The following is a 22007-nucleotide window of genomic DNA, read 5'->3' as shown; positions in this document are numbered from 1 at the left end:
AATGACGGTAGGTTGGGGGCGCGGGAGGTTCGGGGGGATAAGGCCTTCGCCGCCGCCTGTTGCCCGCCGCAAGCTCAATACCCTGGCGCCGGCTCCCACAGCTCCAGCAACCCGCCTTCCGGATCCAGCGCATAACCGAACTTGCCCTGCTCCGATTCCTCGTAGCGATCCAGCACCTGGCAGCCCTCCTCGCGCAGTCCTTGCAGCGTCGCCTGCAAGTCGTCGACGCGCAGGTTCAGCATGTAGGGCTTGTCGCTGGGCTTGAAATACTCGCTGTCTTCGCCGAACGGCGCCCACACCGTGCAGGCCTCGCCGCCGGTGTCGGCGCGGCGCCAGCGCAGCAGCGCGCCGCCCCAGCCTTGCACGTCCAGGTCGAGGTGGCGCTGGTACCACTGCGCCAGCGCGGCCGGGTCGCGCGCCTTGAAGAACACTCCGCCCAATCCGTGCACGCGCGGCTTGCGCGCCGCCGGCTCCTGCTCGCTCATGGCCAGCCTCCTTAGCGGTCACCGCGTTCAGCGGTAGTAGTAGTCCTCGCCGTCGCGCGCGGACGACGCCGATTCTAGGGCCAAGGGGCGGCCGGCGAAAAAGTCGGCCACGTCTTCGACCCGGCGGCTGCGCGGCAGCGGCGGCAGCGAGTCGAGGAAGGTGCGGCCGTAGCTCTTGCTGTGCAGGCGCGGGTCGCACAGCACCAGCACGCCGCGGTCGCGTTCGCTGCGGATCAGCCGGCCGGCGCCCTGCTTGAGCGCGATCACCGCCTGCGGCAGCTGTTCGTCGCGGAACGGGTTGCCGCCGCGGCGGCGGATCGCGTCCAGGCGCGCTTCGAACACCGGGTCGTCGGGCGCGGCGAACGGCAGCTTGTCGATCACCACCACGCTCAGCGCCTCGCCGGCCACGTCCACGCCTTCGCGGAAGCTGGCCGCGCCCAGCAGCACGCCGTTGCCGGAGGCGCGGAAGCGCTCCAGCAGCACGTGCCGCGGCGCTTCGCCCTGGACGAACAGCGGCCACGGGCCGCCCTTGAGCAGTTCGGCGGTCTCGCGCAGCGCGCGGTGCGAGGCGAACAGCACGAACGCACGCCCGCCGGAGGCTTCCAGCACCGGGCGCAGGCGTTCGACCATGCTCTCGTTGTAATGGCGCACGGCCGGATCGGGCAGCCCTTGCGGCAGGTACATCAGCGCCTGCCGGGCCCAGTCGAACGGGCTCGGCGCGAGCAGGGTCTTGGGTTCGAACAGGCCGAGCTTGCGCGCGTAATGATGGAACTGGGCGCCGACGGTCAGCGTGGCCGAGGTGAACACCCAGGCCGCGCGCGAGCGTTCGCGGTGCGCGGCCAGCGGGCCGGCCACGTCGAGCGGAGTGCGGCTGAGGCGGAAGCCGCGCGCGGTCAGCTCGTACCACAGCACGCTGCCGTCGCGGCCTTCCGGCGGCGTGCCTTCGCCCTGCTCCTGCGCTTCCTGAGCGGCGGCGAAGGCGTCCTGGTTCTCGGCTTCGGCCGGAATCGGTTCGCGCCGCGGCGGGGAAAAATCGTCGTCTTCTTCCGGCTCGGGCTCCGGCCGCGCTACCGGCGCGCCGCGCCAGCGGCGCAGGCGTTCGATGAACTCCTCGGCGCGCGCGTGGCAGCTGTCGAACCCCGGCGCGGCGCCGCGCAGCGGCTCCAGCGCGTCGCGCAGATTGAGCAGCGCCGCTTCCAGATTATCGAAGCCGTCCTCCACCGCCGGCACTTCGCCGGCGCGGCGGCGGGTGCCGCGGATCGGCAGCTCGTCCATGGCCGTGCGCAGCGTGCGCACCGAGTGCTCCAGGTCGCGCGAAGGCACCTGCAGGCTCGCCAGCGCGCCGGTCACGCTCTTGCATTCGGCCAGCGAATCGCGCGCCAGTTCCACCAGCGGCCGCGCGCTGACCGCTTCGCCGAAGAACTGTGCGGCCAGCTCGGGCAACTGATGCGCTTCGTCGATCACGAACGCCTGCGCGCCCGGCAGGATTTCGCCGAAGCCTTCCTGCTTGAGCGCCAGGTCGGCCAGCAGCAGATGATGGTTGACCACCACCACGTCGGCGGCCTGCGCGCGCTGGCGCGCCTGCACCACGAAGCAGTCGGCGTAGAACGGGCATTCGCTGCCCAGGCAGTTCTCCGCGGTGGAGGTCACCATCGGCAGCAGCGGCGATTCTTCCGGCAGCGCTTCCAGTTCGGCCAGATCGCCCAACCGGGTGCTCCCGGACCAGGCGACGATGCGCTGGAACTGCGCGGCGACCTCGCGCGAGGCGAACTTCGGCTCGCCTTTGGCCTGCTCCATGCGGTAGCGGCACAGATAGTTGGCGCGCCCCTTCAGCAGCGCGGTCTTCAAGCCCACGCCGAGCGCGTCGCGCACCCGCGGCAGGTCTCGGTGATACAGCTGATCCTGCAGCGCGCGGGTGCCGGTGGAAACGATGGTCTTGAGCCCCGACAGCAGCGCCGGGACCAGATAGGCGAAGGTCTTGCCGGTGCCGGTACCGGCCTCGGCCAGCAGCGTGTCGCGGCTTTCGAACGCATCGGCGATGGCCGCGGCCAAGTCCTGCTGCGCCGGCCGCGGGGCGAAGGTTTCGAGCTTGCGCGCGATCTCGCCGCCGTCGCTCAGCGCGGCCCGACTGGCGACGCCGAGGCGACTAGGTTCCATGGAGACGTCAGTACCTGGCGGGCGCGGCGACGGTGCAGGCGGCGATCTTGTCCTGCGCCTGGCGGCGCGACTTCATCAGACCGTCGCGCTGCGGCACCAGGGCGTCGTAGTGATCCTGGCGCTTGGCCAGTTTCATCGCCGCGTTGACGCCGTCGAGCTTGCCCTGGCGCGCCTGGGCGATCGCCGCCCAATGCCGGCGGCACAGCGGCCCGACCTGCGAGCCGCCGTCGAAAGCTTTCTGCGCAAAGCGCTCGGCGTCGTCGAGACGGTGCAGCAGCAGCGCGGCCTCGGCGCGTTCCTGCAACAGCGCCGGGTCGTCGGCGTTGATCTGCAGCGCCTGGTCGAGCGCGGCCGCGGCCTCGGGATATTTGCGCGATTTCTCCAGCGCCTCGGCTTTCTGGCGCAAGTCCTCGACCTGCGGATCGCGCAGCGGCTGCACGTCGAGCTCGCGCGCGGCGGGGCCGGCGGCGGCGCGCACCTGGGCGACCGCGGCTTCGCCGTTGAAGTTGGCCTCGGCTAACACCGACGGCTGCGGCGGCGCGACCGAACAGGCCGCGGCGAGCGCGGCCAGCGTCGCCAGGACGGCGCCGCGACGAGCGGCGCGCACAGGATTGAGGTTCATCGATTACTGCTCCGGAGACGGGGGAGTGGACGCCGGCTCGCGCGCAGGCTCGTCCTTGTCCTTGCCGATGCCGAACCATTCGCGCCAGCCGCCGCCGCTGGATTCCTCGGCTTCGGGCTGCGGCTGCGGACACGGCGCGTATTGCGGGGCGAAGCCCGCCACGAACGGGAACCGGCGCGCGCCGGCGCAGGCCGCGTCGGTGCTGTTGCTGCCGATCACCGGCTGCCAGTCCAGGCCCTTGTCGGTGACCTGCAACGGCGCGGTCGGCAGGCGCGAGAACATCGCCGACCACACCCGCATCGCGCCGGTGGCGCCGTACAGGCCGGTGGTCTGGTTCTGGTCGTTGCCGACCCAGATCACCGCCAGGTGGTCGCCGGTCCAGCCGGCGAACCAGCTGTCGCGGCCGTCGTTGCTGGTGCCGGTCTTGCCGGCCGGCTGCAGCTTGCCCAGGCCGTCGGCGACGAGCTGGCGGCCGGTGCCGTTGGTGACCGCCTGCTGCAGCGCGATGGTGATCAGGCGCGCGGCGATCGCGTCGCCTTCCTGCGCCGGCGCGGGTTCCTTGTCGTAGCGCTTGACCGCCTTGCCCTGCGCGTCGAGCACGCCGCGCACCGCGTGCAGCGGCTGCACTTCGCCGCCGGAGGCGAGGAACTGGTACAGCTGCGCCATCGCGTACGGGCTTTGATCGACCGCGCCGAGAATCAGCGAAGGATTGTTCGGCGCCTGGATGCCGGCCAGCTTCTGGGTCAGCTCGCCGATGGCTTCGGGCGAGACCTGCATGCCGATGCGCACGGTGGCCTGGTTGTAGGACATCGCCAGCGCATCGACCATGCGCACCTGGCCGTGGCTGCGGCCGTCGGAATTGCCCGGGTTCCAGTTGCGGCCGCGGCCGAGCTTGACCGTCACCGGCGAGTCGTCGACCCAGGTGGACAGGTTGAACTCGCTCGGACGCGCCAAGGCCAGCAAGTACACGAACGGCTTGAGCAACGAACCTACCGGCCGCTGCGCTTCGACCGCGCGGTTGAAGCCCGGCTGGGTGAACTCGCGGCTGCCGACCACGGCCACCACTTCGCCGTTGTGCACGTCGGTGACCACCAGGCCGGCCTGCAGCGGCGGGCGGCGCTTGTTGTCCAGGTTCTTGAGCGTGCGCGCCACCGCGCCTTCGGCCTGCGCCTGCGCGGCCGGCGACATGCCGCTCATCACGCTCAGGCCGGCGCCGGCCAGCGCATCGGCCGGGTAGTCGCGGGCGAGCTGGCGGCGGATCAGGTCGACATAGGCCGGGAAGCGGTTGGCGGCGATGTTGCCCGGGTTCTGGGTGATCTCCAGGGGGGTCTTGACCGCGCGGTCGTGTTCTTCCTGCTTGATCAGCCCGGTTTCGAGCATCTCGCCCAGGACGAAGTTGCGCCGGCCCAGGGCGCGCTCGGGATTGCGCCGCGGGTCGTAATACGACGGGCCGCGGACGATGCCGATCAGCAGCGCGATCTGCTCGGTGTTGAGGTCGCGCAGGTCGCGGCCGAACCAGAACTCGGACGCCGCGGCGACGCCGTGGATGGCCTGCGAGCCGCGCTGGCCGAGGTAGACCTGGTTGAAGTACGCCTCCAGGATCGTGCGCTTGTCGTAGCGCGCCTCGATCAGCAGGGCGTAGATGATCTCCTTGCCCTTGCGGGTAAGCGTCTGTTCCTGGCCGATGCCGAGCAGGCCGCTGCGCGCGAGCTGCTGGGTCAGGGTGCTGGCGCCCTGCTTGGCGCGGCCGGCGGCGACGTTCTTGAACGCGGCGCGGGCCATGCCCGACAAATCGATGCCGAAGTGATGGTTGAAGTCGCGGTCCTCGACCGCCTGCAGGCCGGTGACCAGCAGTTCGGGCACCTCTTCGATCCGCACCAGCCGGCGCTCTTCCTGCTTCTGGCCGTACAGCGTGGCGATGCGCGCCGGGTCAAGGCGCGCGGTGCGCAGCGCCTTCTTGCTGGTCAGGTCGCGCACGCTGGCCACGCGGCCGCCGGCGACGGCGACCTCGATCCGGCGCGGCTGCACGGCGCCGTCGACGTCGTTGAAGCCGCGGCTGGCGATGGTGAAGCGGCCGCCGTCGCGGGCGTAGGTGCCCGGGCGCTCGCCGCCGTCTTCGCGGTAGGACGCCGCGTCGAGTTCGGTCTTGAGCGTGGCCGCATCCAGCGCCGTGCCCGGCGCGACTTCCAGCGGCCGCGCGTAGACCCGGGTCGGGATCTGCCAACGCAGCTGGCCGAAGCGTTCGCCGACTTCGTGGTTGAGATAGAGGGTGTACGGGATCAGGAAGCCCAGGCCGAGACCGGCGCCGGCCAGGGCCCAGGTCACCAGCCGTCGACGCCAGCCCGGCCCTGCGCCCTGCGAGTCGTCGTCGTCGTGCTCGTCTTCGTCGTAATCGATTCGGGCCACGGAGATGCTGTGCGTTGAGTCGCGGGCAAGTCTAGCGCAGGCGTCCGCAGGGCGCGCCGGCGGTGCCCCGGGGTGAGGCTGGGGAATCGGACCCCGGAATTGGGCATTGGTTCAGGCCGGACGACCGGATCGGCAAAGTTTTGCGGTTTTCGCGGCGATTCGCGGTGGCGGGCGGCGGGAAGCGACTAAGAGCAAGAGCAAAATGGGTTCCGGCTTTCGCCGGAATGACGGGGTGTGGGCGCGCCTCCAATGACGGGGCGACGGCGCTGCATGGAATGTCGGGGTGTGGGCGCTGCCCGGAACGACCGGGTCTGGGTGTCCGTTCCTGTCCCGTCATTCCGGCGAAAGCCGGAACCCATTTTGATTTTCGCCGCATCGGCGCCGAAACCCTCCGCCCTCACCCCCGCGGCGGCATCGGCCCCAGCCGTCCGGCGATGCCGTCGCGCAGGCCGCTCAGCATCGCCCGCACATAGCCCAGGCGCGGGCGCAGGAACAGCGCCGTGCCGACGAACTTGAGCACCAGCCGCGGCAAGTCCTGCGCCGCCCAGCGCCGCGGCACTTCGGCGCGGCGGTACAGCAGCACGCGGTTGCGCATCATGTAGTACAGCCGGGTCGGGCTGTGCACCACGTGCTTGTACGAGGGCAGCAGTTCGCTGATCGCCACCAGCTCGCCGATGCGGTGCTGCATGTGCGCGTCGCACACACCAAAGAGCTTGTAGCCGTGGTACTTGGCGCGCGAGCTCCATTCGACGTCGACGTTGTCGATGAACAAGCCTTCGTCCATGCCGCCGACGGTGTCGAGCACGTCCAGCGGCAGCAGGCTGCCGGAGGTGATCAGGAAATCGCAGTCCACCGTCTGCCCCGGGCCGCCGAACAGCTTGTGGTTCATCGGGAAGGCGATGCGCACGAACGGCGCGAGCGCGCCGGTGCGCTGGTCGCGGAACTGCGGGCCGACCGCGGCGACCGGGCCGTGCACGCCCAGTTCGCGCAGGGCGCGCTGCAAGGTCGCGACCATGCCGGCGCCGACCAGACTGTCCTGGTCCATCAGCAGGATCTGGGCGAAACCGGCCTCGCGCGCGGCGCGCGCAGCCTGGTTGATCGCGCTGCCCAGGCCGACGTTGCGCTCGCTGCGCAGCACCTGCACGCCCTGCGCGCGCAGTTCGTCGAAGAACGCGGCGACTTCGGCGCCCGGGCTGGCGTTGTCGAAGATCCACACCCGGCCGACCTGCGGCCGCACCGCGGCGACGACGTCGCGCAGCAGCTCGATCTGCGGGTGATAGGTGACGATCGCCGCGCACACATCGGCGCAGGCGGGAGGGGCGGAATCGGACATGTCAGCGCGGCTCCGCGGCGCGGCGGCGCTGGATCGGGCGAGGGGCGAGGGTCGGGCGGGAGCGATGAGGCATGGCGGCATTATCGCCCAGGCCAGGGCGGCGGGTCTTGGAGGCGGGCGGCAGGCTGGAACGAGAGCGTCGGGCCTGAAGGCCCTCCCACAGCAGCAAATGCCGCGCGGGACCCGCAGGCCATGACTTTTTGCAGGAGACCTCAGGCTTATGTGGGAGGTCTCAGGCTTGTGTAGGAGACCTCAGGCTTGTGTAGGAGGCCCCAGGCTTGTTTGGAGGCGCTCAGGCTGTTGTGGGAGGGCCTTCAGGCCCGACGCCTTCGGGTCCGATCGCCGCGCGACCGGACTCAATTGCTCGCCGCCCCCGCCGCCTGCACCCGCGCGGCCAGCTCGGCCAGCCCGGGCGCGTTGCCGTCGAGCCCGCGCGCGGCCTGCAGCGCGGCCTGCGCGGCGCGCAGCTCGCCCGCGCCCAGGCGCTCGCTGCCGACGCCGATCCAGCGCTGGGCCAGCCGCGCCGAGGCCTCGCGCACCGCACCGCCGCCGCCCTCCAGCGCGCGCCGCGCGTCCAGGCATTCGCCGGCGCGCGAAAGCCGGTTGCCGCCGAGCTCGCGCTCGAAGCAGCGCTTGGCCGCCGGCAGCAGCCGCGCGGCCGCGGCGCGCACGGCCGCATCGTTCGGCGCGATCGCCTGCGCCGCGCGCAGCTTGTCGTAGGCGCTGTCGCCGGGCGGGGTCAGCAGATCGCCGCGCTGCTCGGCCGCGGCGGCCTCGGCCAGCAGCCGCTGCAACGACTGACGCCGGTGCGCCGGGCCTTCCTGATCGAAGCGCTTGCGCGATTCGCGCGCGCGGTCCAGGTGCTGGCGCGCGATCGCCATCGCCGGCGCGGCCGGAGCGATGGCGCGCGCCAGGCCGAGTTCTTCTTCGGCGTCGGCGAAGCGGAAATCCGCGGCCAACCGCTCGCTGCGTTCGGCATGGGCCGCGGCCACGGTCATCAGCCCCTCGCGCGCGGCGGCATCGTCGGGCCGCACCGTCAGCACATCGCGATACGCCTCCACCGCCGCGTCCAGGCGCTGCCGGCGCAAAGCCTGCGCGGCCTCGCCGCGGCGCCGCTCCAGGCGCAGCTCCAGCAAGGTCAGGCTGTCGGGCAGGTCGGCGTGGCCGGGGTCGGCTTCCTGGGCGCGGGCGATGCCTTGGGCGCCGCGCACCAGTTCGCCGCGCTCCAGCGCCTGGCGCGCCTGTTGCAGCAGGTCGGCGAGAGTGTCGTCGCGGCCTTCCAGCGCGTCGTTGCGCTGCGGCTGCAGTTCCAGCACGCGCAGGTACAGCGGCAGCGCGGCGTCGGGGGCGCCGTCCAGGCGCCCCTGCTCGCGCGCGCCCGCGGCCGCGGCGACCATGCGGTCCAGGCCGGCGTGGGCGGCTTCGCGCTGGCGCAACAGCTGCGCCAGCGGTTCGACCTTGGCCCGCGGCACGGCCAGGTCGCGGGCCAGCGCGATGCGCTGGCGGGCGAATTCGAAATGGCCGCCGTCGATGGCCTGGCGCGCCTGCTGCAAGGCGACCTCGCCGGTGCGGGCCAGGCCCTGGCGGGCGTCGCCACGGTCGGGATCGACCGCCAGCGCGGCTTCGTACAGCTCGCGCGCGCCACGGCCGTCGGGCGAACTCAGCCGGCCTTCCGACAAGGCCTGCGCGGCTTGGTCGCGCAGACGCTGCAGGCGGGTTTCCGGCCACACCCATTCCGACAGCGGCTGCCGCCACAGCGTCAGCGCGGCGAGCGCGGCGATGCCTACCAGGATCAAAGCGACGCGCAGCCAGTGGCGCAGCAGCCAGCCGCGCAGGCCGGCGTCCGCGGCCGTGTCGTCGTCTTCGCGGTTGCGGCGGTGCGGCGCGTCGAAATCCAGTTCGGTCCAGTCGCCGGCGGCCGGTTCGATGCGCGCGCCGCCCGGCGGGGCGGCGGCAAGATAGGGCGTGGCGGGCGGGCGCGGATTCACGGCGCACAGAATAGCGCTGCGCGGATGACGATCGCGATTGCGCGTCGATGCGCGGTGGCGAGGGCTTCGGTTGTGGGCGGGGTCGTCGAGACCTGAGCGGAAAGCGTCGGGCCTGAAGGCCCTCCCACAAGCAAGCTGCGGAGGCATCACCCATGCTCTTGTGGGAGGGCATGCTTTTGTGGGAAGGCTTCATGCCTTTGTGGAAGGGCTTCATGCTTTTGTGGGAGGGCCTTCAGGCCCGATGCTTTCGGCTCAGGTCGAAGCGATCTGAAAGAAAAGCATCGGGACTGAAGTCCCTCCTACAAGAGCATTCCCACAAGAGCGCTCCGACCAGGGCGCGCGCAGCTCACTGGCGCTGCGCGTACTCCACGCCCGGCAGCGACGACAGCTTGCCGAGCAGGTTCGACAGCTGCCCGTAGTCGCCCACGCGCAGGCGGAAACGCAGCCGCACTTGCGAGCCGTTGCGCTCGACGTCGCTGCGGATGCTCAGCACGTGCGCGTTGCCCTGGGCGATGACGTTGGTGACTTCCTTGAGCAGCCACTTGCGGTCCAGCGCCAGCACTTCGATGTCGACTTCGTAGTTGGAGCCCTTGCGCCCCCACTCCACCGGCAGCACCCGCTGCGGCTGGGCCGCGGCCAGGCGCTCGAACGCGGTGCAGCCGGGGCGGTGCACGCTGACGCCGCGGCCGCGGGTCAGGTAGCCGACGATGGGCTCGCCCGGCAGCGGCTGGCAGCAGCGCGCCAGTTGCACCAGCAGGTTGCCCACGCCTTCGACGGTGAAGTCGGTGGACTTGCCGGCCGGTTTGCGCGAGGACACCGCGACCACGCTAGAAGCCGGCGGCGGCGCGGCCGGCGCGGCGGCGCGCTCGTGCTCCAGCAGGGCGCGACCGACTTGGTGCGGGCCGAGATAGCCCAGCGCGACCTGCACGTACAGATCGCCGTCGCTGGCCAGGCTGAAGCGTTCCAGCACCGGCGCCAGCTCGGCGCCGAGCAGGCCGAGCCGGCGCAGTTCCTTGTCCAGCAACTCGCGCCCGGCCGCCTCGTTGCGCGAGCGGTCGAGCTTGTGGAACCAGGTGCGCACCTTCTCGCGCGAGCGGTTGCTGGCGAGAAAACCGTTCGCCGCCACCAACCAGTCGCGGCGCGGCTCGCCGGTCTTGGCCGTCAGAATTTCGACCCGGTCGCCGCTGCGCAGCTTGTGGTCCAGCGGCACGATCCGCCCGTCGACCTTGGCGCCGCGGCAGCGATGGCCGACCTCGGTGTGCACGTGATAAGCGAAATCCAGCGGCGTCGCCCCGGTCGGCAGGTCGATCACCTCGCCCTTGGGGGTCAGCACGTAGACCCGGTCCTCGACCAGTTCGGTGTCGAGCTCGCCGGCCAGGGCCTCGTCGCCGCCGCCCTCGGCCTTGGTGTCGAGCAGGCGCCGCATCCAGGCGATCTTGCGGTCGAACGCGGCGTCGGCGCTCTGGCTGCCGACCTCCTTGTACTTCCAGTGCGCGGCCACGCCGAGCTCGGCCTGGCGGTGCATCTCGTCGGTGCGGATCTGCACCTCGAGCGTCTTACCTTCCGGCCCGACCACGGCGGTGTGCAGCGAGCGGTAGTCGTTGCGCTTGGGCCGGGCGATGTAGTCGTCGAACTCGCTCGGGATCGGCGTCCACTGCGCGTGGACCACGCCGAGCGCGGCGTAGCACGAAGCCAGGTCGTCGACCATCACCCGCACCGCGCGCAGGTCGTAGAGCTCGCCGATCGGCACGTCCTTGCGCTGCATCTTCTTCCAGATGCTGTAGATGTGCTTGGGCCGGCCGGCGACCTCGGCGCGCACGCCCTGCGCGGCCATCGCCTCGCGCAGCACGCGCTTGACGTTCTCGATGTAGCGCTCGCGGTCGACGCGCTTCTCGTCGAGCAGGCGCGCGATCTTCTGATAGGTCTGCGGTTCCAGGTAGCGGAACGCGAGGTCTTCCAGCTCCCACTTGAGCTGCCAGATGCCGAGCCGGTTGGCCAGCGGTGCGTGGATGTCGCGGGTCAGCGCGGCCAGCTCGCGCCGGGTCGGCGGCGGCAGGCTGTCGGCGTGGCGCAGCCGCGCCAGCTGTCGCGCCAGCAGGATCGGCACCACCCGCAGGTCGCGCACGATCGCCAGCAGCAGCCGGCGCAGGCCTTCGCTGCCGGACTGGCGGCCGGGTTCGGCGTGCAGCGCCCAGACCTGCCCGGCGGCGCGCTGGCCGTCGAGCAGCGCGGCCAGCACCGGGTGTTCGCGCTCCCAGCCCGGGCCCAGCGCCGCGGCCCAGCCCGGGTAGGCGTGCAGCAGCGCCGCGGCCACGGTGTCGCCGTCGGCGCCGAGCAGGGCCAGCGCGTCCAGGGTGGCGGCGACCACCGCCGGCGAGTCCAGCGCGCCGTCGCCGGCCTGCGGCGCGCGCGCCGCGTTCAGCAGAGCCGCGCGCAGCGGCGCGGACAGGGCCGCCGCCGCGGGCAAGGCCAGGACGTCGGACAGGGGCGGTGCGGGCGGTTCGGCGGAAACGTTCACTGCGCGGGGGGAATGGAGAAGCGGGAGGAGCTAGCGTCTACACTAGCGAGCATCCGTCCCGAGTAACAGCCGAGGAACCGTACGAATGTCCGCAATCGCTCCCACCGCGCCGCGCCGTCTCGCCATCGCCCCGCTGCTGCTCGCCCTGGCCGCCTGCCTGGCCGCTCCCGCCGCGCTCGCGCAGCAGAAGATCGAGCAGCAGATGAGCGCCGAGCAATTCAAGAACGCCGGCCTGACCAAGCTCAGCGACCAGGAACTGAGCAACCTGAACGCCTGGCTCAACCGCACCCTGGAAGCCGAAACCAGCAAGGCCGCGGTCAAGGCCCAGGAAAGCGAGGCGCACGAGCGCCGCGGCTTCTTCGACCGCAGCCCGTCCAAGGAGCCGGTGGTGGCGCGCATGAGCGGCCGCTTCGAAGGCTTCCAGCGCGGCATGACCTTCGTGCTCGACAACGGCCAGGAATGGCGCCAGGACGACAACGCCGACCTGCCGGGCGTGAACCTGGACTCGCCGCAGGTGCGCATCGCCCCGAGCATCATCGGCAATGCCTGGTATCTGTCGGTGCAGGGCTACAACACCCGCGCCAAGGTGGTCCGGGTCAAGTGATCGCCGGCCGGCTTGAGGCAGGCCGGCTTTAAGCAGGCAGGTTCCAGGCAGGTCGATTCCCAGCGCCCCGCCGCACCCGGCGGGGCTTCCTTCCGCAGTCCGCTTCGAGCGCCGGAGTTGTTCCCATGCGAGTGTCGTTGCCGTTGGCCGTTGCCCTGTCGTTCGTCCTCGCTGGCGCCGCCCACGGCGCCGAGCGTTATGTGCCGCTGCAGCAGCGCCTGAGCGCCGAGCAGCTCAAGGCCACCGGCCTGGACACGCTGTCGTCGCAGCAGATCCAGTTGCTCGACCAGTTGCTGTCGCAGGACCACGCCGTCGCGGTCGAGGAAACCGCCAAGCAGGTGCGCTCCGAGCGCCGCGGCCTGCTCGACCGCCACGGGCCGGAAGAGCCGCTGGTCAGCAAGCTCAAGGCCGGCGAGTTCCGCGGCTGGTCCGGCGGCACCGTGCTGGAGCTGGAGAACGGCCAGCGCTGGCGCGTGGTCGAAGGCTCGCTGTTCCTCGGCAAGCCGGTGCCGGCGCCGCAGGTGACGATCCGCCCCGGCATGATGGGCGGTTGGTACCTGGAGGCCGAAGGGCAGACCCAGAAGGCCAAGGTCAAGCGGGTGGAATGAGGCGCGGCGGTTTCGCGCAGCGTGCACAGGCGGCCTTCGGGTCGCCTGTGTCGTTTTGGGGCGGCGGTGTTTTGTGGGAGGGACTTCAGTCCCGATGCTTTCCGCTCAGGTCGAAGCGATCTGAAAGAAAGGCATCGGGACTGAAGTCCCTCCCACAAGAGCCGAGGCCTCGGGACTGAAGTCCCTCCTATAAAAGCCCAAGCCTCGGGGCTGAAGCCCGGAGGCCTGGCTCAACCGCGCAACGCCGCCAGCCGCTGCGCCAGTTTCTTCGGCGACACCCCGCCGCGCACGCCCAGCTCCTGCGCGAACAGCGACACGCGCAGTTCCTCGATGTCCCAGCGCAAGGCCTGCCAGCCGGCGTCGCCGCCGCCGCCGGCCGCGGTCGCCGCGTCCAGCGCATCGACGAAGGGCTTGAGTTCGAGCATGCGCGCCTGATCGCGCACCGGATCGCGCAGGGCGCGCTCGCCGCGGGTCGACAGCGCCTTGAGATAACGCGGGTATTCGGCCAGCGCCGCGGTCGGCACGTCGCGCAGGAACCCCGGCGGGGTCAAGCGCGCCAGCTGCGCGCGCATGTCGTCGAGGTTGCCGCTGGCCCAGCCCATCAGCGGCGATTCCAGGCGCGCGCGCACCTCGGCGACCGCGGCCAGGATCGCTTCGGCCTGACGCAGCCGCTCCATCGCCTCGGGGAACAGCTTGCGCGCGACCTCGTCGCGGCGCAGCTCGAACGCGGCCGCGTCGCGCACCTGCACCAGCTCGGCGTCCTCGCCGAGCAGCGACTGCACCGCGCCGTCGACTAGGTCCTCGCGCAGGCGGTCGCCGTCGCGCGGACGGTCGAGCGCGGCGCGGCCGGCGGCGTTGCCGGCCTGGGCCTGACGCAGCAGCGAATCGCGCTCCTGGCGCGGCGCCGCCGATTCGATCGCCGCGTACAGCAGGCCGATCTTGGGCTGGATCGGCAATTGCTTGCGCGCCTGCTTGAGCTTTTCCACCATCGCCAGCGCCAGCAGCCGGCGCACCCCGCGCGGATGTGCGCGCAGCGCTGCCTCGCGCTCGGCGTGCACGCGCAGCGACACGCTGTCGCCGTCGTCGTGCAGCGCCGGGAACGCCGGCACGCCGGCGGCGCCAGGCACCGACAGCGGGATCGGCTGATCGGGGAACGCGGTCAGCCCGCGCTGGCCCAGGCCGTCGGCCGCGCGCGCGGCGAATGCGCGCGCGGCGCGTTCGCCGAAGCGCGCGCGCAGTTCGTCGAGGTCGCGCGATTCGGCCAGCACGACCGGCTCGCCTTTAGCCTCGCCCTTGCCGCGGCGCCCTTCCTGACCGGCCGGATATTCGAGCAGGCGCAGGTTCATGCGCAGATGCGCTTCGATCGAGCCCGCGTCGAAATCCGTCGCAGCGATCTCCACCCCGCCGAGCTTGCGCAGGAACCGCGCCAGCGTGCCGGCGAAATCGTCGGCCTCGGGCTTGGGATGAGCCTCATGGAAGGCCTTGGCGAAGTCCGGCGCCGGCACGAAGTTGCGCCGCAGCGCCTTGGGCAGCGACTTGATCAGCGCCGCGGCCTTGTCGGCGACGAAGCCCGGCGCCAGCCACGACAGCTGCGCCGGGTCGAGCGCGTTGAGCAGATGCAGCGGCACCGCCAAGGTCATGCCGTCGTCGGGCGCGCCGGGCTCGAAGCGGTAGCGCACCGCCAGCCGGGCCTGGCCGAGCTGCAGGTACGGCGGGAAACGCGCGGCCTCGCTTTCGCCGCCGATCATCAGATCGTCGGCGCTCCATTCCAGCGCGGCCTTCTCGTTCGCCGGCAGCTTGTTGTACCAGGCGTCCAGCGCCTGCGCGTTGTGCACTTGCGGCGGCAGGCGGTCGAGGTACCACTGCGCCATCCATTCCTCGTCCACCACCAGCCCGGCGCGGCGCTGCTTGGCTTCCTCTTCGCGCGCTTTCGCCAGCGTGGCGAGGTTGCGCGCCAGAAACCCGGCGCGGGTGTTGATCTCGCCGGTCACCAATGCGTCGCGGGCGAAGATCGCGCGGCTTTCTTCCGGGTACAGCGCGCCGTAGTGGATCGGCCGCTTGGGCGCCAGCACCAGCCCGAACAGGCTGATCTGCTCGCTGCCGACCACGCGGCCCTGCGAGCGCGACCAGCGCGGGTCGTGATGGCGCCGCGCCAACAGGTGCGACAGTTCCTGGATCGCCCAGTCCGGCTCGATCGAGGCATTGGTCATCGACCACACCCGCTCGGTGTCGAGCAAGGTCGCCGACAGCAGCCACGGCGGCGGCTTCTTGGCCAGCGGCGAGCCCGGGAACAAGGTGTACTTGCGCCCGCGCGGGCCGTCGTAAAGGCCCTTGTCGCCGCGGAAACCGACCTGGGTCGGCAGGCCGGCGATCAGCGCGCGGTGCAAGGTGGCGTAGGCGGCCGCGTCCATCGGCTCGTCGGCCGGCGCCTGCGCGACCTCGCGGCTGCGCCAGCCCAGTTCGTCGCACAGCAGCTTCAGCTGGCGGTGCAGCTCGCGCCACTCGCGCATGCGCAGGAAGCCGAGGAAATGCTTCTCGCACCAGCCGCGCAGCTTGGACTGGGTGAGTTCCTGGTGGGCCTGCTGGTAGGCGTCCCACAGCTTGAGGATGCCGACGAACTCCGAGCGCGGGTCGGCGAACAGCGCATGCGCGTTGTCGGCCGCGGCGCGCTGGTCGGACGGACGCTCGCGCGGGTCCTGGATGCCCAGGAACGCGGCGATCGCGATCGTCTCGCGCAGGCAGCCGTGCTGGTCGGCGGCCACCAGCATGCGCGCCAGCTTCACGTCCACCGGCAGGCGCGCCATGGTCCGGCCGGTGGCGGTGAGCTTGCGCTGCTCGTCGACCGCGCCGAGTTCGGCCAGTTGCTGCCAGCCATCGGCGATGGCGCGGCTGTCGGGCGGCTCCAGGAACGGGAACGCCTCGATATCGCCCAGGCCCAGCGACAGCATGCGCAGGATCACGCCGGCCAACGCGGCGCGGCGGATTTCCGGGTCGGTGTACTGCGGCCGCGATTCGAAATCGGCCTGGCTGTACAGGCGGTAGCAAGTACCTTCGCTGATGCGTCCGCAGCGGCCCTTGCGCTGGTCGGCGCTGGCCTGGCTGACCGGCTCGATGTGCAACCGGTCGAGCTTGCCGCGCGGGCTGTAGCGCTTGACCCGGGCCAGGCCCGGATCGACCACGTAGCGGATGCGCGGCACCGTCAGCGAGGTTTCGGCGACGTTGGTCGCCAGCACGATGCGGCGCTTGGGGCCGGGGTTGAACACCCGGTCCTGGTCGCGCACCGACAGCCGCGCGTACAGCGGCAGCACTTCGGTCTCGCGGTACTTGCGCCGCTCCAGCGCCTGGTGGGCGTCGCGGATCTCGCGCTCGCCGGACAGGAAGATCAGCACATCGCCGCGCGGATCCTCACGGGTGATCTCGTCGCAGGCGGCGACGATGCCGTCGTTGACGCTGCGCGCAGCGTTCGGATTGCGCGCTTCGGCATTCGCCGCAGCGGCGCGGCGCGGCGGATTGGCCTCGTCCGCGCCTTGCGATTCGGCATCGTCCAACGGACGGTAGCGCACGTTCACCGGATAGCCGCGGCCCTCCACGCTGACCACCGGCGCGCCGTCGAAGTGCGCGGCGAAGCGCTCGGTGTCGATGGTCGCCGAGGTCACGATGATCTTGAGGTCCGGGCGCTTCTTCAGCAGTTGCTTGAGATAGCCCAGCAGGAAATCGATGTTGAGGCTGCGCTCGTGCGCCTCGTCGATGAGGATGGTGTCGTAGGCCGACAGGAAGCGGTCGGACTGGATCTCCGCCAGCAGGATGCCGTCGGTCATGAACTTGATCGCGGTGCGCTCGCCGACGTTCTCGTTGAAGCGCACCTGATAGCCGACCGCGCCGCCGAGTTCGGTGTTCAGTTCCTCGGCCACGCGCCGCGCCACCGCGCGCGCGGCGATGCGGCGCGGCTGGGTGCAGCCGATCAGGCCGGCGGCGCCGCGGCCGGCGGCCAGGCACAGCTTGGGCAACTGGGTGGTCTTGCCCGAACCGGTCTCGCCGGCGATCACCACCACCGGGTGCTTGCGGATCAGCTCGACGATGCGCTCGGCTTCGGCCGCGATCGGCAAAGCCGGATCCACCGGCGCCTGCGGCAACGCCGCCGCGCGCGCCTGGCGCTGCGCCAGCGACGCCGCCAGCGCCTTGGAGAACGCCTCCTGCGCGGCCGCATCGGCGGGCTTGCCGCTCCAGCGCGACCACAGCCCGTGCAGGCGGCCGCGGTCGCGGCTCAGCGCGCCGTCGATGGCGCGGCGCGCCTGCCGTAACGCAGCGCTCGCATCGGCCTGCTTAGACTGTTTGGATTGACTGGTATTCATCGATAGATCGTCTGCATTGCAGCGCTAAAAACAAACCATTTCACTTCCGCCGCGACTGCGCCTATTGTCGCCGCAAAGTCCGGACCCCATAGAAGAACCGTCCGGATCGCCGGAATCCCGTCTTCCGCTGCACATCCCCCAATGAAGGAGTCGCACATGGCCAAGTCCAGCAAGTCCGACAAGAGCAAACCCGGCAAGTCCGGCAAGGAAACGCCGGTGAACCCGGCCGCCTCGCCCGGTCCGAACGACCGCGGTCCCTCGATCGATATCGGGATCTCGCCGGCCGATCGCAAGAAGATCGCCGAGGGTCTGTCGCGGTTCCTGGCCGACAGCTACACCCTGTACCTGAAGACCCACAACTTCCACTGGAACGTGACCGGGCCGATGTTCAACAGCCTGCACGTCATGTTCGAGACCCAGTACAACGAGCAGTGGACCGCGCTGGACGAGATCGCCGAGCGCATCCGCGCCCTGGGCTTCAACGCTCCGGGCTCCTACGCCGAGTTCGTGCGCCTGTCCTCGATCCCGGAAGAGCCGGGCCTGAGCGACGCCGCGGACTGGCGCGAAATGGTACGCCAGCTGGTGGTCGGCAACGAAGCGGTGTGCCGCACCGCGCGCAAGGTACTCGACCAGGCCGACGACGTCGACGACGCGCCGACCGAGGATCTGCTGACCCAGCGCCTGCAGACCCACGAGAAGTACGCCTGGATGCTGCGCTCGCTGCTGCAGTGACCGGCCCGGGCCCGGTGCGGCGCAGGCCGCCCGGGCTCGCTCCCGAAACCCCTCTCCGCCTTGCGGGGAGGGGTTTTTCGATTGTAGGAGACCTGTTGTGGGAGGGCCTTCAGGCCCGATGCTTGTCGATCGGGTCGCCGCGACCTGGAACAAGAGCCTCGGCCCTGAAGGCCCTTCCACAACAAGCCCTCCCATAACCGCGTCCGCCGATTCCCGACCCGCCGGGGCGCCGTTCTCCGACCGCTGCGCGCGGCCGCGCCGCTAAACTAGGCCCATGTCGTCCCCCGCACTCGAAATCCTCCACCGCGTCTTCGGCCACACCGCGTTCCGCGGCGAACAGGCGCAGATCGTCCAGCACGTGATCGACGGCGGCGACGCCCTGGTGCTGATGCCGACCGGCGGCGGCAAATCGCTGTGCTACCAGATTCCCTCGCTGGTGCGCGAAGGCTGCGGCCTGGTGGTCTCGCCGCTGATCGCGCTGATGCAGGACCAGGTCGAGGCGCTGCGCCAGCTCGGCGTGCGCGCGGAGTACCTCAACTCCACCCTGTCGGCCGACGAGGCCGCGCGGATCGAGCGCGAACTGCTCGCCGGCGAGCTCGACCTGCTGTATGTGGCGCCCGAGCGCCTGCTCACCGCGCGCTGCCTGAACCTGATCGATCGCGCCAAGATCGCCCTGTTCGCCATCGACGAGGCCCATTGCGTCTCGCAATGGGGCCACGACTTCCGCCCCGAATACCGCGAACTGACGATCCTGCACGAGCGCTGGCCGCACATCCCGCGCATCGCCCTGACCGCCACCGCCGACGCGCCGACCCAGCGCGAGATCGCCGAGCGGCTCAACCTGGAAGAGGCGCGCCGCTTCGTCAGCTCGTTCGACCGCCCCAACCTGCGCTACCGCGTGGTCCACAAGGACAACGGCAACCGCCAGCTGCTGGACTTCCTGTCCGCGCATCGCGGCGACAGCGGCATCGTCTACGCGTTCTCGCGCCGGCGCGTGGAAACCGTGGCCGCGCAGCTGGTCGAGGCCGGCATCCACGCCCTGCCCTACCACGCCGGCATGCCGGCCGAGTCGCGCGCGGGCAACCAGCGCCGCTTCCTGCAGGAAGACGGCGTGGTCATGGTCGCCACCATCGCCTTCGGCATGGGCATCGACAAGCCCGATGTGCGCTTCGTCGCCCACGTCGACCTGCCCAAGTCGATCGAAGGCTATTACCAGGAAACCGGCCGCGCCGGCCGCGACGGCGAACCGGCCGACGCCTGGCTGTGCTACGGCCTGGGCGATGTGGTGAGCCTGCGCCAGCTGATCCAGCAAGGCGAAGCCGGCGAGGAGCGCAAGCGGGTGGAGCTGCGCAAGCTCGACTCGCTGCTGGGCTATTGCGAATCCACCGAATGCCGGCGCAAGGGCCTGCTCGGCTGGTTCGGCGAACCGCACCCGGGCAACTGCGGCAACTGCGACAACTGCCTGGAGCCGCCGCAAAGCTGGGACGGCACCATCGCCGCGCGCAAGGCGCTGTCGTGCGTGTACCGCACCGGCCAGCGCTTCGGCGCCGGCCACGTCATCGACGTGCTGCGCGGGCAGACCACCGAGAAGGTCTCGCGCTTCGGCCACGAAGACCTGAGCACCTTCGGCATCGGCGCCGACCTCGACGCGCGCCAATGGAGCAGCGTGTTCCGCCAGCTCGTCGCCGGCGGCCTGCTGGAGGCCGACATCGAACGCCACGGCGCGCTGCGCCTGACCGCCGACTCCGGCCCGGTGCTGCGCGGCGAGCGCAGCCTGCGCTTCCGCAGCGAGACCGCCAAGCCCGCGCGCGGCGCAGGCGCCAAGAAATCGCGCGGCGGCGGCGCGGCCGCGGCGGCCGCCGTCGCCGATCTCGCCCCCGACGCGTTGGCCCGCTTCAACGCCCTGCGCGAATGGCGCTCGACCACCGCGCGCGAACAGAACGTCCCCGCCTACGTGATCTTCCACGACGCCACCCTGCGCGCCATCGCCGAACAGGCGCCGGACGACCTCGACGATCTGGCCCAGATTCCCGGCATCGGCGCGGGCAAGCTCGATCGCTACGGCGAGGCGGTGTTGCAGCATCTGCTCGATCACGAGTAACCGCAGCGCCGTCGCTGCGGGACGGGTGCGTCGCAGTCGTATTGTCGCGGTCGCGGCTCGCGCCGCTCCTACAGGCGCTGCGGCAAGTTACGTATCCGACTGTAGGAGCGGCGCAAGCCGCGACCGCGACAACGCAGCAACGACGAACCCCACCTCGCCATCGCGAACCTACCAGCGCGGCTCACGCTCATCCCGCCGCCGCGTCCCCACCTCGCACCGCTTCCGACGCATCCGCCCTCACGGCAACTGATACGCGAAATTCAAATTCCAGCGCGGCTTGCGGTCGTCCGTCTCCAACGGCAGGTCCGCAGTCGGCTTGGCGTAGGCGAAATCGATGTTGTAGTGCTTGTTGTCCGACAGCCGCACGCCCAGCGCGACCGTGCCCAGCCGGTTCGGCGCCGGCCGGCGGCCGTCGCTCAGCGACACCTGCGCGTGCTGCACGCTCAGGTACGGCGACACCGCCTTGAGCCAGCGCGTGTTCGGCTTGAAATTGCGGCTCAGCTCCAGACCCACGCCCCAGCCGCGGTCGCCCGAGGTTTCGCCCGGGTCGTAGGCCAGGGCGAAGCGGGTGCCGCCGAAGCTGATCTGCTCCGACGACGGCAAGCGGTCGCGGGTGTACTGCGCGGCCGCGCGCAGCACCGCGAGGTAACGCTGGTCCTTCCACGCCCGGCTCTGGGCGAACCCCAGGTTGTAGCGGGTGAACGCCACGTCGCTGGCCGCGGGCAGGATCGCGCCGCCGATGTTGGTCAGGGTCTCGGCCTTGGCGCCCCAGGCGTCGAAGCCGCGCGCGATCTGCACGCTGACCTGGCGCGCGCGGTCCTTCTTGGCCTCGGCGAAATCCAGCCCGGCTTGCAGCACGCGGGTCTTGGAGCGCTGCTCCAGGCTCGCGCCGTTGATCGTGTTGAGGTAGCGGTCGGACTGGTCGGCCGCGTATGCGCCCAGCGACAGGAACAGCGAGCGCTCGGTCTCCAGCCGCAGCGGATAGCGCGCGCTGAGCGCGTAGCGGTCCTGCTCGACGCGATGGTCGAGGAACGCCGGCAGCGGCGTCTGCGTCGCCGGCACGCCGCGATAGCGCGAACCTTCGGCGCGGCCGATCCAGCCATCGCTGCCGAACAACTGCTGATAGCCCGCGCTGTAGAACCGCTCGTTGCCGCGGCCGTCGGGGTACAGCGCCGCCAGGCTCCATTGCTCGGCCAGTGAGGTCAGCGCATTGAGATTCAGCGAAGCCAGGCCCTGTGTGCCGGGATGGTTGAACTCCAGCGCCCAGGTCGCGTCATAGCGCTTGGCCTCGACGGTGACGTCCAGCGAGGTCGCGCCGTCGGTGGTGGTCGGCGCCGGCACGTTGAGGCCGATCTTCGCCCCCGGCAGGAAGCCCAGGATCTGCGAATAGCGCTCGAAGGTCTTCTGCCGCAGCGGCCGGTCGTCGACGATGCGCTGGGCGATCGCGCGGATCTTGCGCTCCAGCTTGCCGGCCTTGCCCTGGATGCGCACCTGCGCGACGTAGCCTTCCACCGCCACCACCCGCACCGCGCCGTCGGCGAAGTCCTGGGTCGGCACATAGCAGAACGACAGCGCGTAGCCGCGTTCGCGATACAGCTTGGTGCAGGCCTCGGCTGCGGTGAGCAACTGGGCGACGGTGATCGGCTGGCCGGCCAGCGGCTTGAACAGGCCGATCACGTCGTCGAACGGCACCGACTTGACCCCGGACACCTCGAACCGCGACGGCGTCAGCTGCAAGGCCAGGAACGCGGCCATCTCGAGATTCTGTTGCGGCGCGACCGTGGTTTCGACCTTGGCCGGGCCCTTGGGCAACGGCGCCTGCGGCAGCGTCTGCAGCGGATTGCCGGTGCTCGGCAAGCGCGGTGCGGCGGTTTGCGCCGATGCGGGTGGACTGGCGTACAGACACGCCGACAATGCCAGCGCGAGCGGATAGCGCTTCCCCCAAAGCCCTGTAGCCATGCACGGCCCCTTGTCGTCGGCAACCCGAATCTCGGCAGGCAAGCGGCGCCGGGAGTCGCCAGTGGCGACAGCAGCGCCGCGAAAGCCAGGCGCGTCCGCCCTGGGCCGGACGCGCCTGCGCTGACGAACTCCAATCTACGTG

Annotated in this window: 14 protein-coding genes; 5 read left to right on the top strand and 9 right to left on the bottom strand. The window is 70.9% G+C overall.

Translation table 11 applies throughout. From position 1 onward, the window contains the following. Positions 1-74 precede the first annotated feature (74 nt). The 7 genes from BLU84_RS03480 to BLU84_RS03445 form a co-directional block, all read right to left on the bottom strand. The gene (locus BLU84_RS03480) at positions 75-485 is read right to left on the bottom strand and encodes a VOC family protein (protein ID WP_074862918.1); all 411 of its coding nucleotides are present in this window, start codon (positions 483-485) and stop codon (positions 75-77) included. A 27-nt stretch (positions 486-512) separates the two neighbouring features. Next, positions 513-2642 (bottom strand): DNA repair helicase YoaA, encoded by a 2130-nt coding sequence (gene yoaA, locus BLU84_RS25395; protein WP_083382280.1) that lies wholly within the window; start codon positions 2640-2642, stop codon positions 513-515. Positions 2643-2649: 7 nt separating this feature from the next. After that, complete coding sequence (locus BLU84_RS03465; RefSeq protein ID WP_074862916.1) at positions 2650-3264, bottom strand: hypothetical protein; 615 nt, start codon at positions 3262-3264, stop codon at positions 2650-2652. A gap of 3 nt (positions 3265-3267) precedes the next feature. After that, the gene (mrcB, locus tag BLU84_RS03460) at positions 3268-5661 is read right to left on the bottom strand and encodes a penicillin-binding protein 1B (RefSeq protein ID WP_233431071.1); all 2394 of its coding nucleotides are present in this window, start codon (positions 5659-5661) and stop codon (positions 3268-3270) included. A 406-nt stretch (positions 5662-6067) separates the two neighbouring features. Then, a complete protein-coding gene (locus BLU84_RS03455) occupies positions 6068-7003 on the bottom strand; it encodes a glycosyltransferase family 2 protein (RefSeq protein WP_074862913.1) in 936 nt (311 codons plus the stop codon). A 356-nt stretch (positions 7004-7359) separates the two neighbouring features. Continuing rightward, complete coding sequence (locus BLU84_RS03450; protein WP_083382278.1) at positions 7360-8991, bottom strand: tetratricopeptide repeat protein; 1632 nt, start codon at positions 8989-8991, stop codon at positions 7360-7362. 346 nt (positions 8992-9337) lie between these two features. After that, the gene (locus BLU84_RS03445) at positions 9338-11509 is read right to left on the bottom strand and encodes a RelA/SpoT family protein (protein WP_074862912.1); all 2172 of its coding nucleotides are present in this window, start codon (positions 11507-11509) and stop codon (positions 9338-9340) included. Between the two features lie 85 nt (positions 11510-11594). Between BLU84_RS03445 and BLU84_RS03440 the strand changes: the two genes are divergently transcribed. Further along, the gene (locus BLU84_RS03440; protein ID WP_074862910.1) at positions 11595-12113 is read left to right on the top strand and encodes a hypothetical protein; all 519 of its coding nucleotides are present in this window, start codon (positions 11595-11597) and stop codon (positions 12111-12113) included. 125 nt (positions 12114-12238) lie between these two features. Then, a complete protein-coding gene (locus BLU84_RS03435) occupies positions 12239-12721 on the top strand; it encodes a hypothetical protein (protein ID WP_074862908.1) in 483 nt (160 codons plus the stop codon). A gap of 230 nt (positions 12722-12951) precedes the next feature. On the opposite strand, the gene hrpA is transcribed toward BLU84_RS03435, so the two are convergent. Beyond that, positions 12952-17073, bottom strand: coding sequence for an ATP-dependent RNA helicase HrpA (hrpA, locus tag BLU84_RS03430; RefSeq protein WP_074862906.1), 4122 nt, complete (start codon positions 17071-17073; stop codon positions 12952-12954). A 156-nt stretch (positions 17074-17229) separates the two neighbouring features. On the opposite strand from hrpA, the gene BLU84_RS03425 reads away from it, so the two are divergent. From BLU84_RS03425 to recQ, 3 genes are all read left to right on the top strand, one after another. After that, positions 17230-17805 carry a Dps family protein gene (locus BLU84_RS03425; protein WP_074863316.1) on the top strand — a complete coding sequence of 192 codons (576 nt, stop codon included), beginning with the start codon at positions 17230-17232 and terminating at the stop codon, positions 17803-17805. Positions 17806-17902: 97 nt separating this feature from the next. Beyond that, on the top strand, positions 17903-18070 hold the full coding sequence (locus BLU84_RS28190) for a DUF6053 domain-containing protein (RefSeq protein ID WP_425479300.1): 168 nt from the start codon (positions 17903-17905) through the stop codon (positions 18068-18070). Between the two features lie 9 nt (positions 18071-18079). Next, on the top strand, positions 18080-19906 hold the full coding sequence (recQ, locus tag BLU84_RS03420) for a DNA helicase RecQ (RefSeq protein ID WP_074862905.1): 1827 nt from the start codon (positions 18080-18082) through the stop codon (positions 19904-19906). A 237-nt stretch (positions 19907-20143) separates the two neighbouring features. Here recQ and BLU84_RS03415 read toward each other — a convergent pair whose 3' ends face one another. Then, positions 20144-21865: a ShlB/FhaC/HecB family hemolysin secretion/activation protein gene (locus tag BLU84_RS03415; RefSeq protein WP_074862903.1), complete on the bottom strand. Its 1722-nt coding sequence runs from the start codon at positions 21863-21865 to the stop codon at positions 20144-20146. Positions 21866-22007 lie beyond the last annotated feature (142 nt).

It is taken from the genome of Lysobacter enzymogenes, assembly GCF_900106525.1.
In the GTDB taxonomy this organism is placed as follows: Bacteria; Pseudomonadota; Gammaproteobacteria; order Xanthomonadales; family Xanthomonadaceae; genus Lysobacter; species Lysobacter enzymogenes.
The sequence above is the reverse complement of the archived record's forward strand: the minus strand, read 5'-3'. Positions and strand labels throughout refer to the sequence as shown.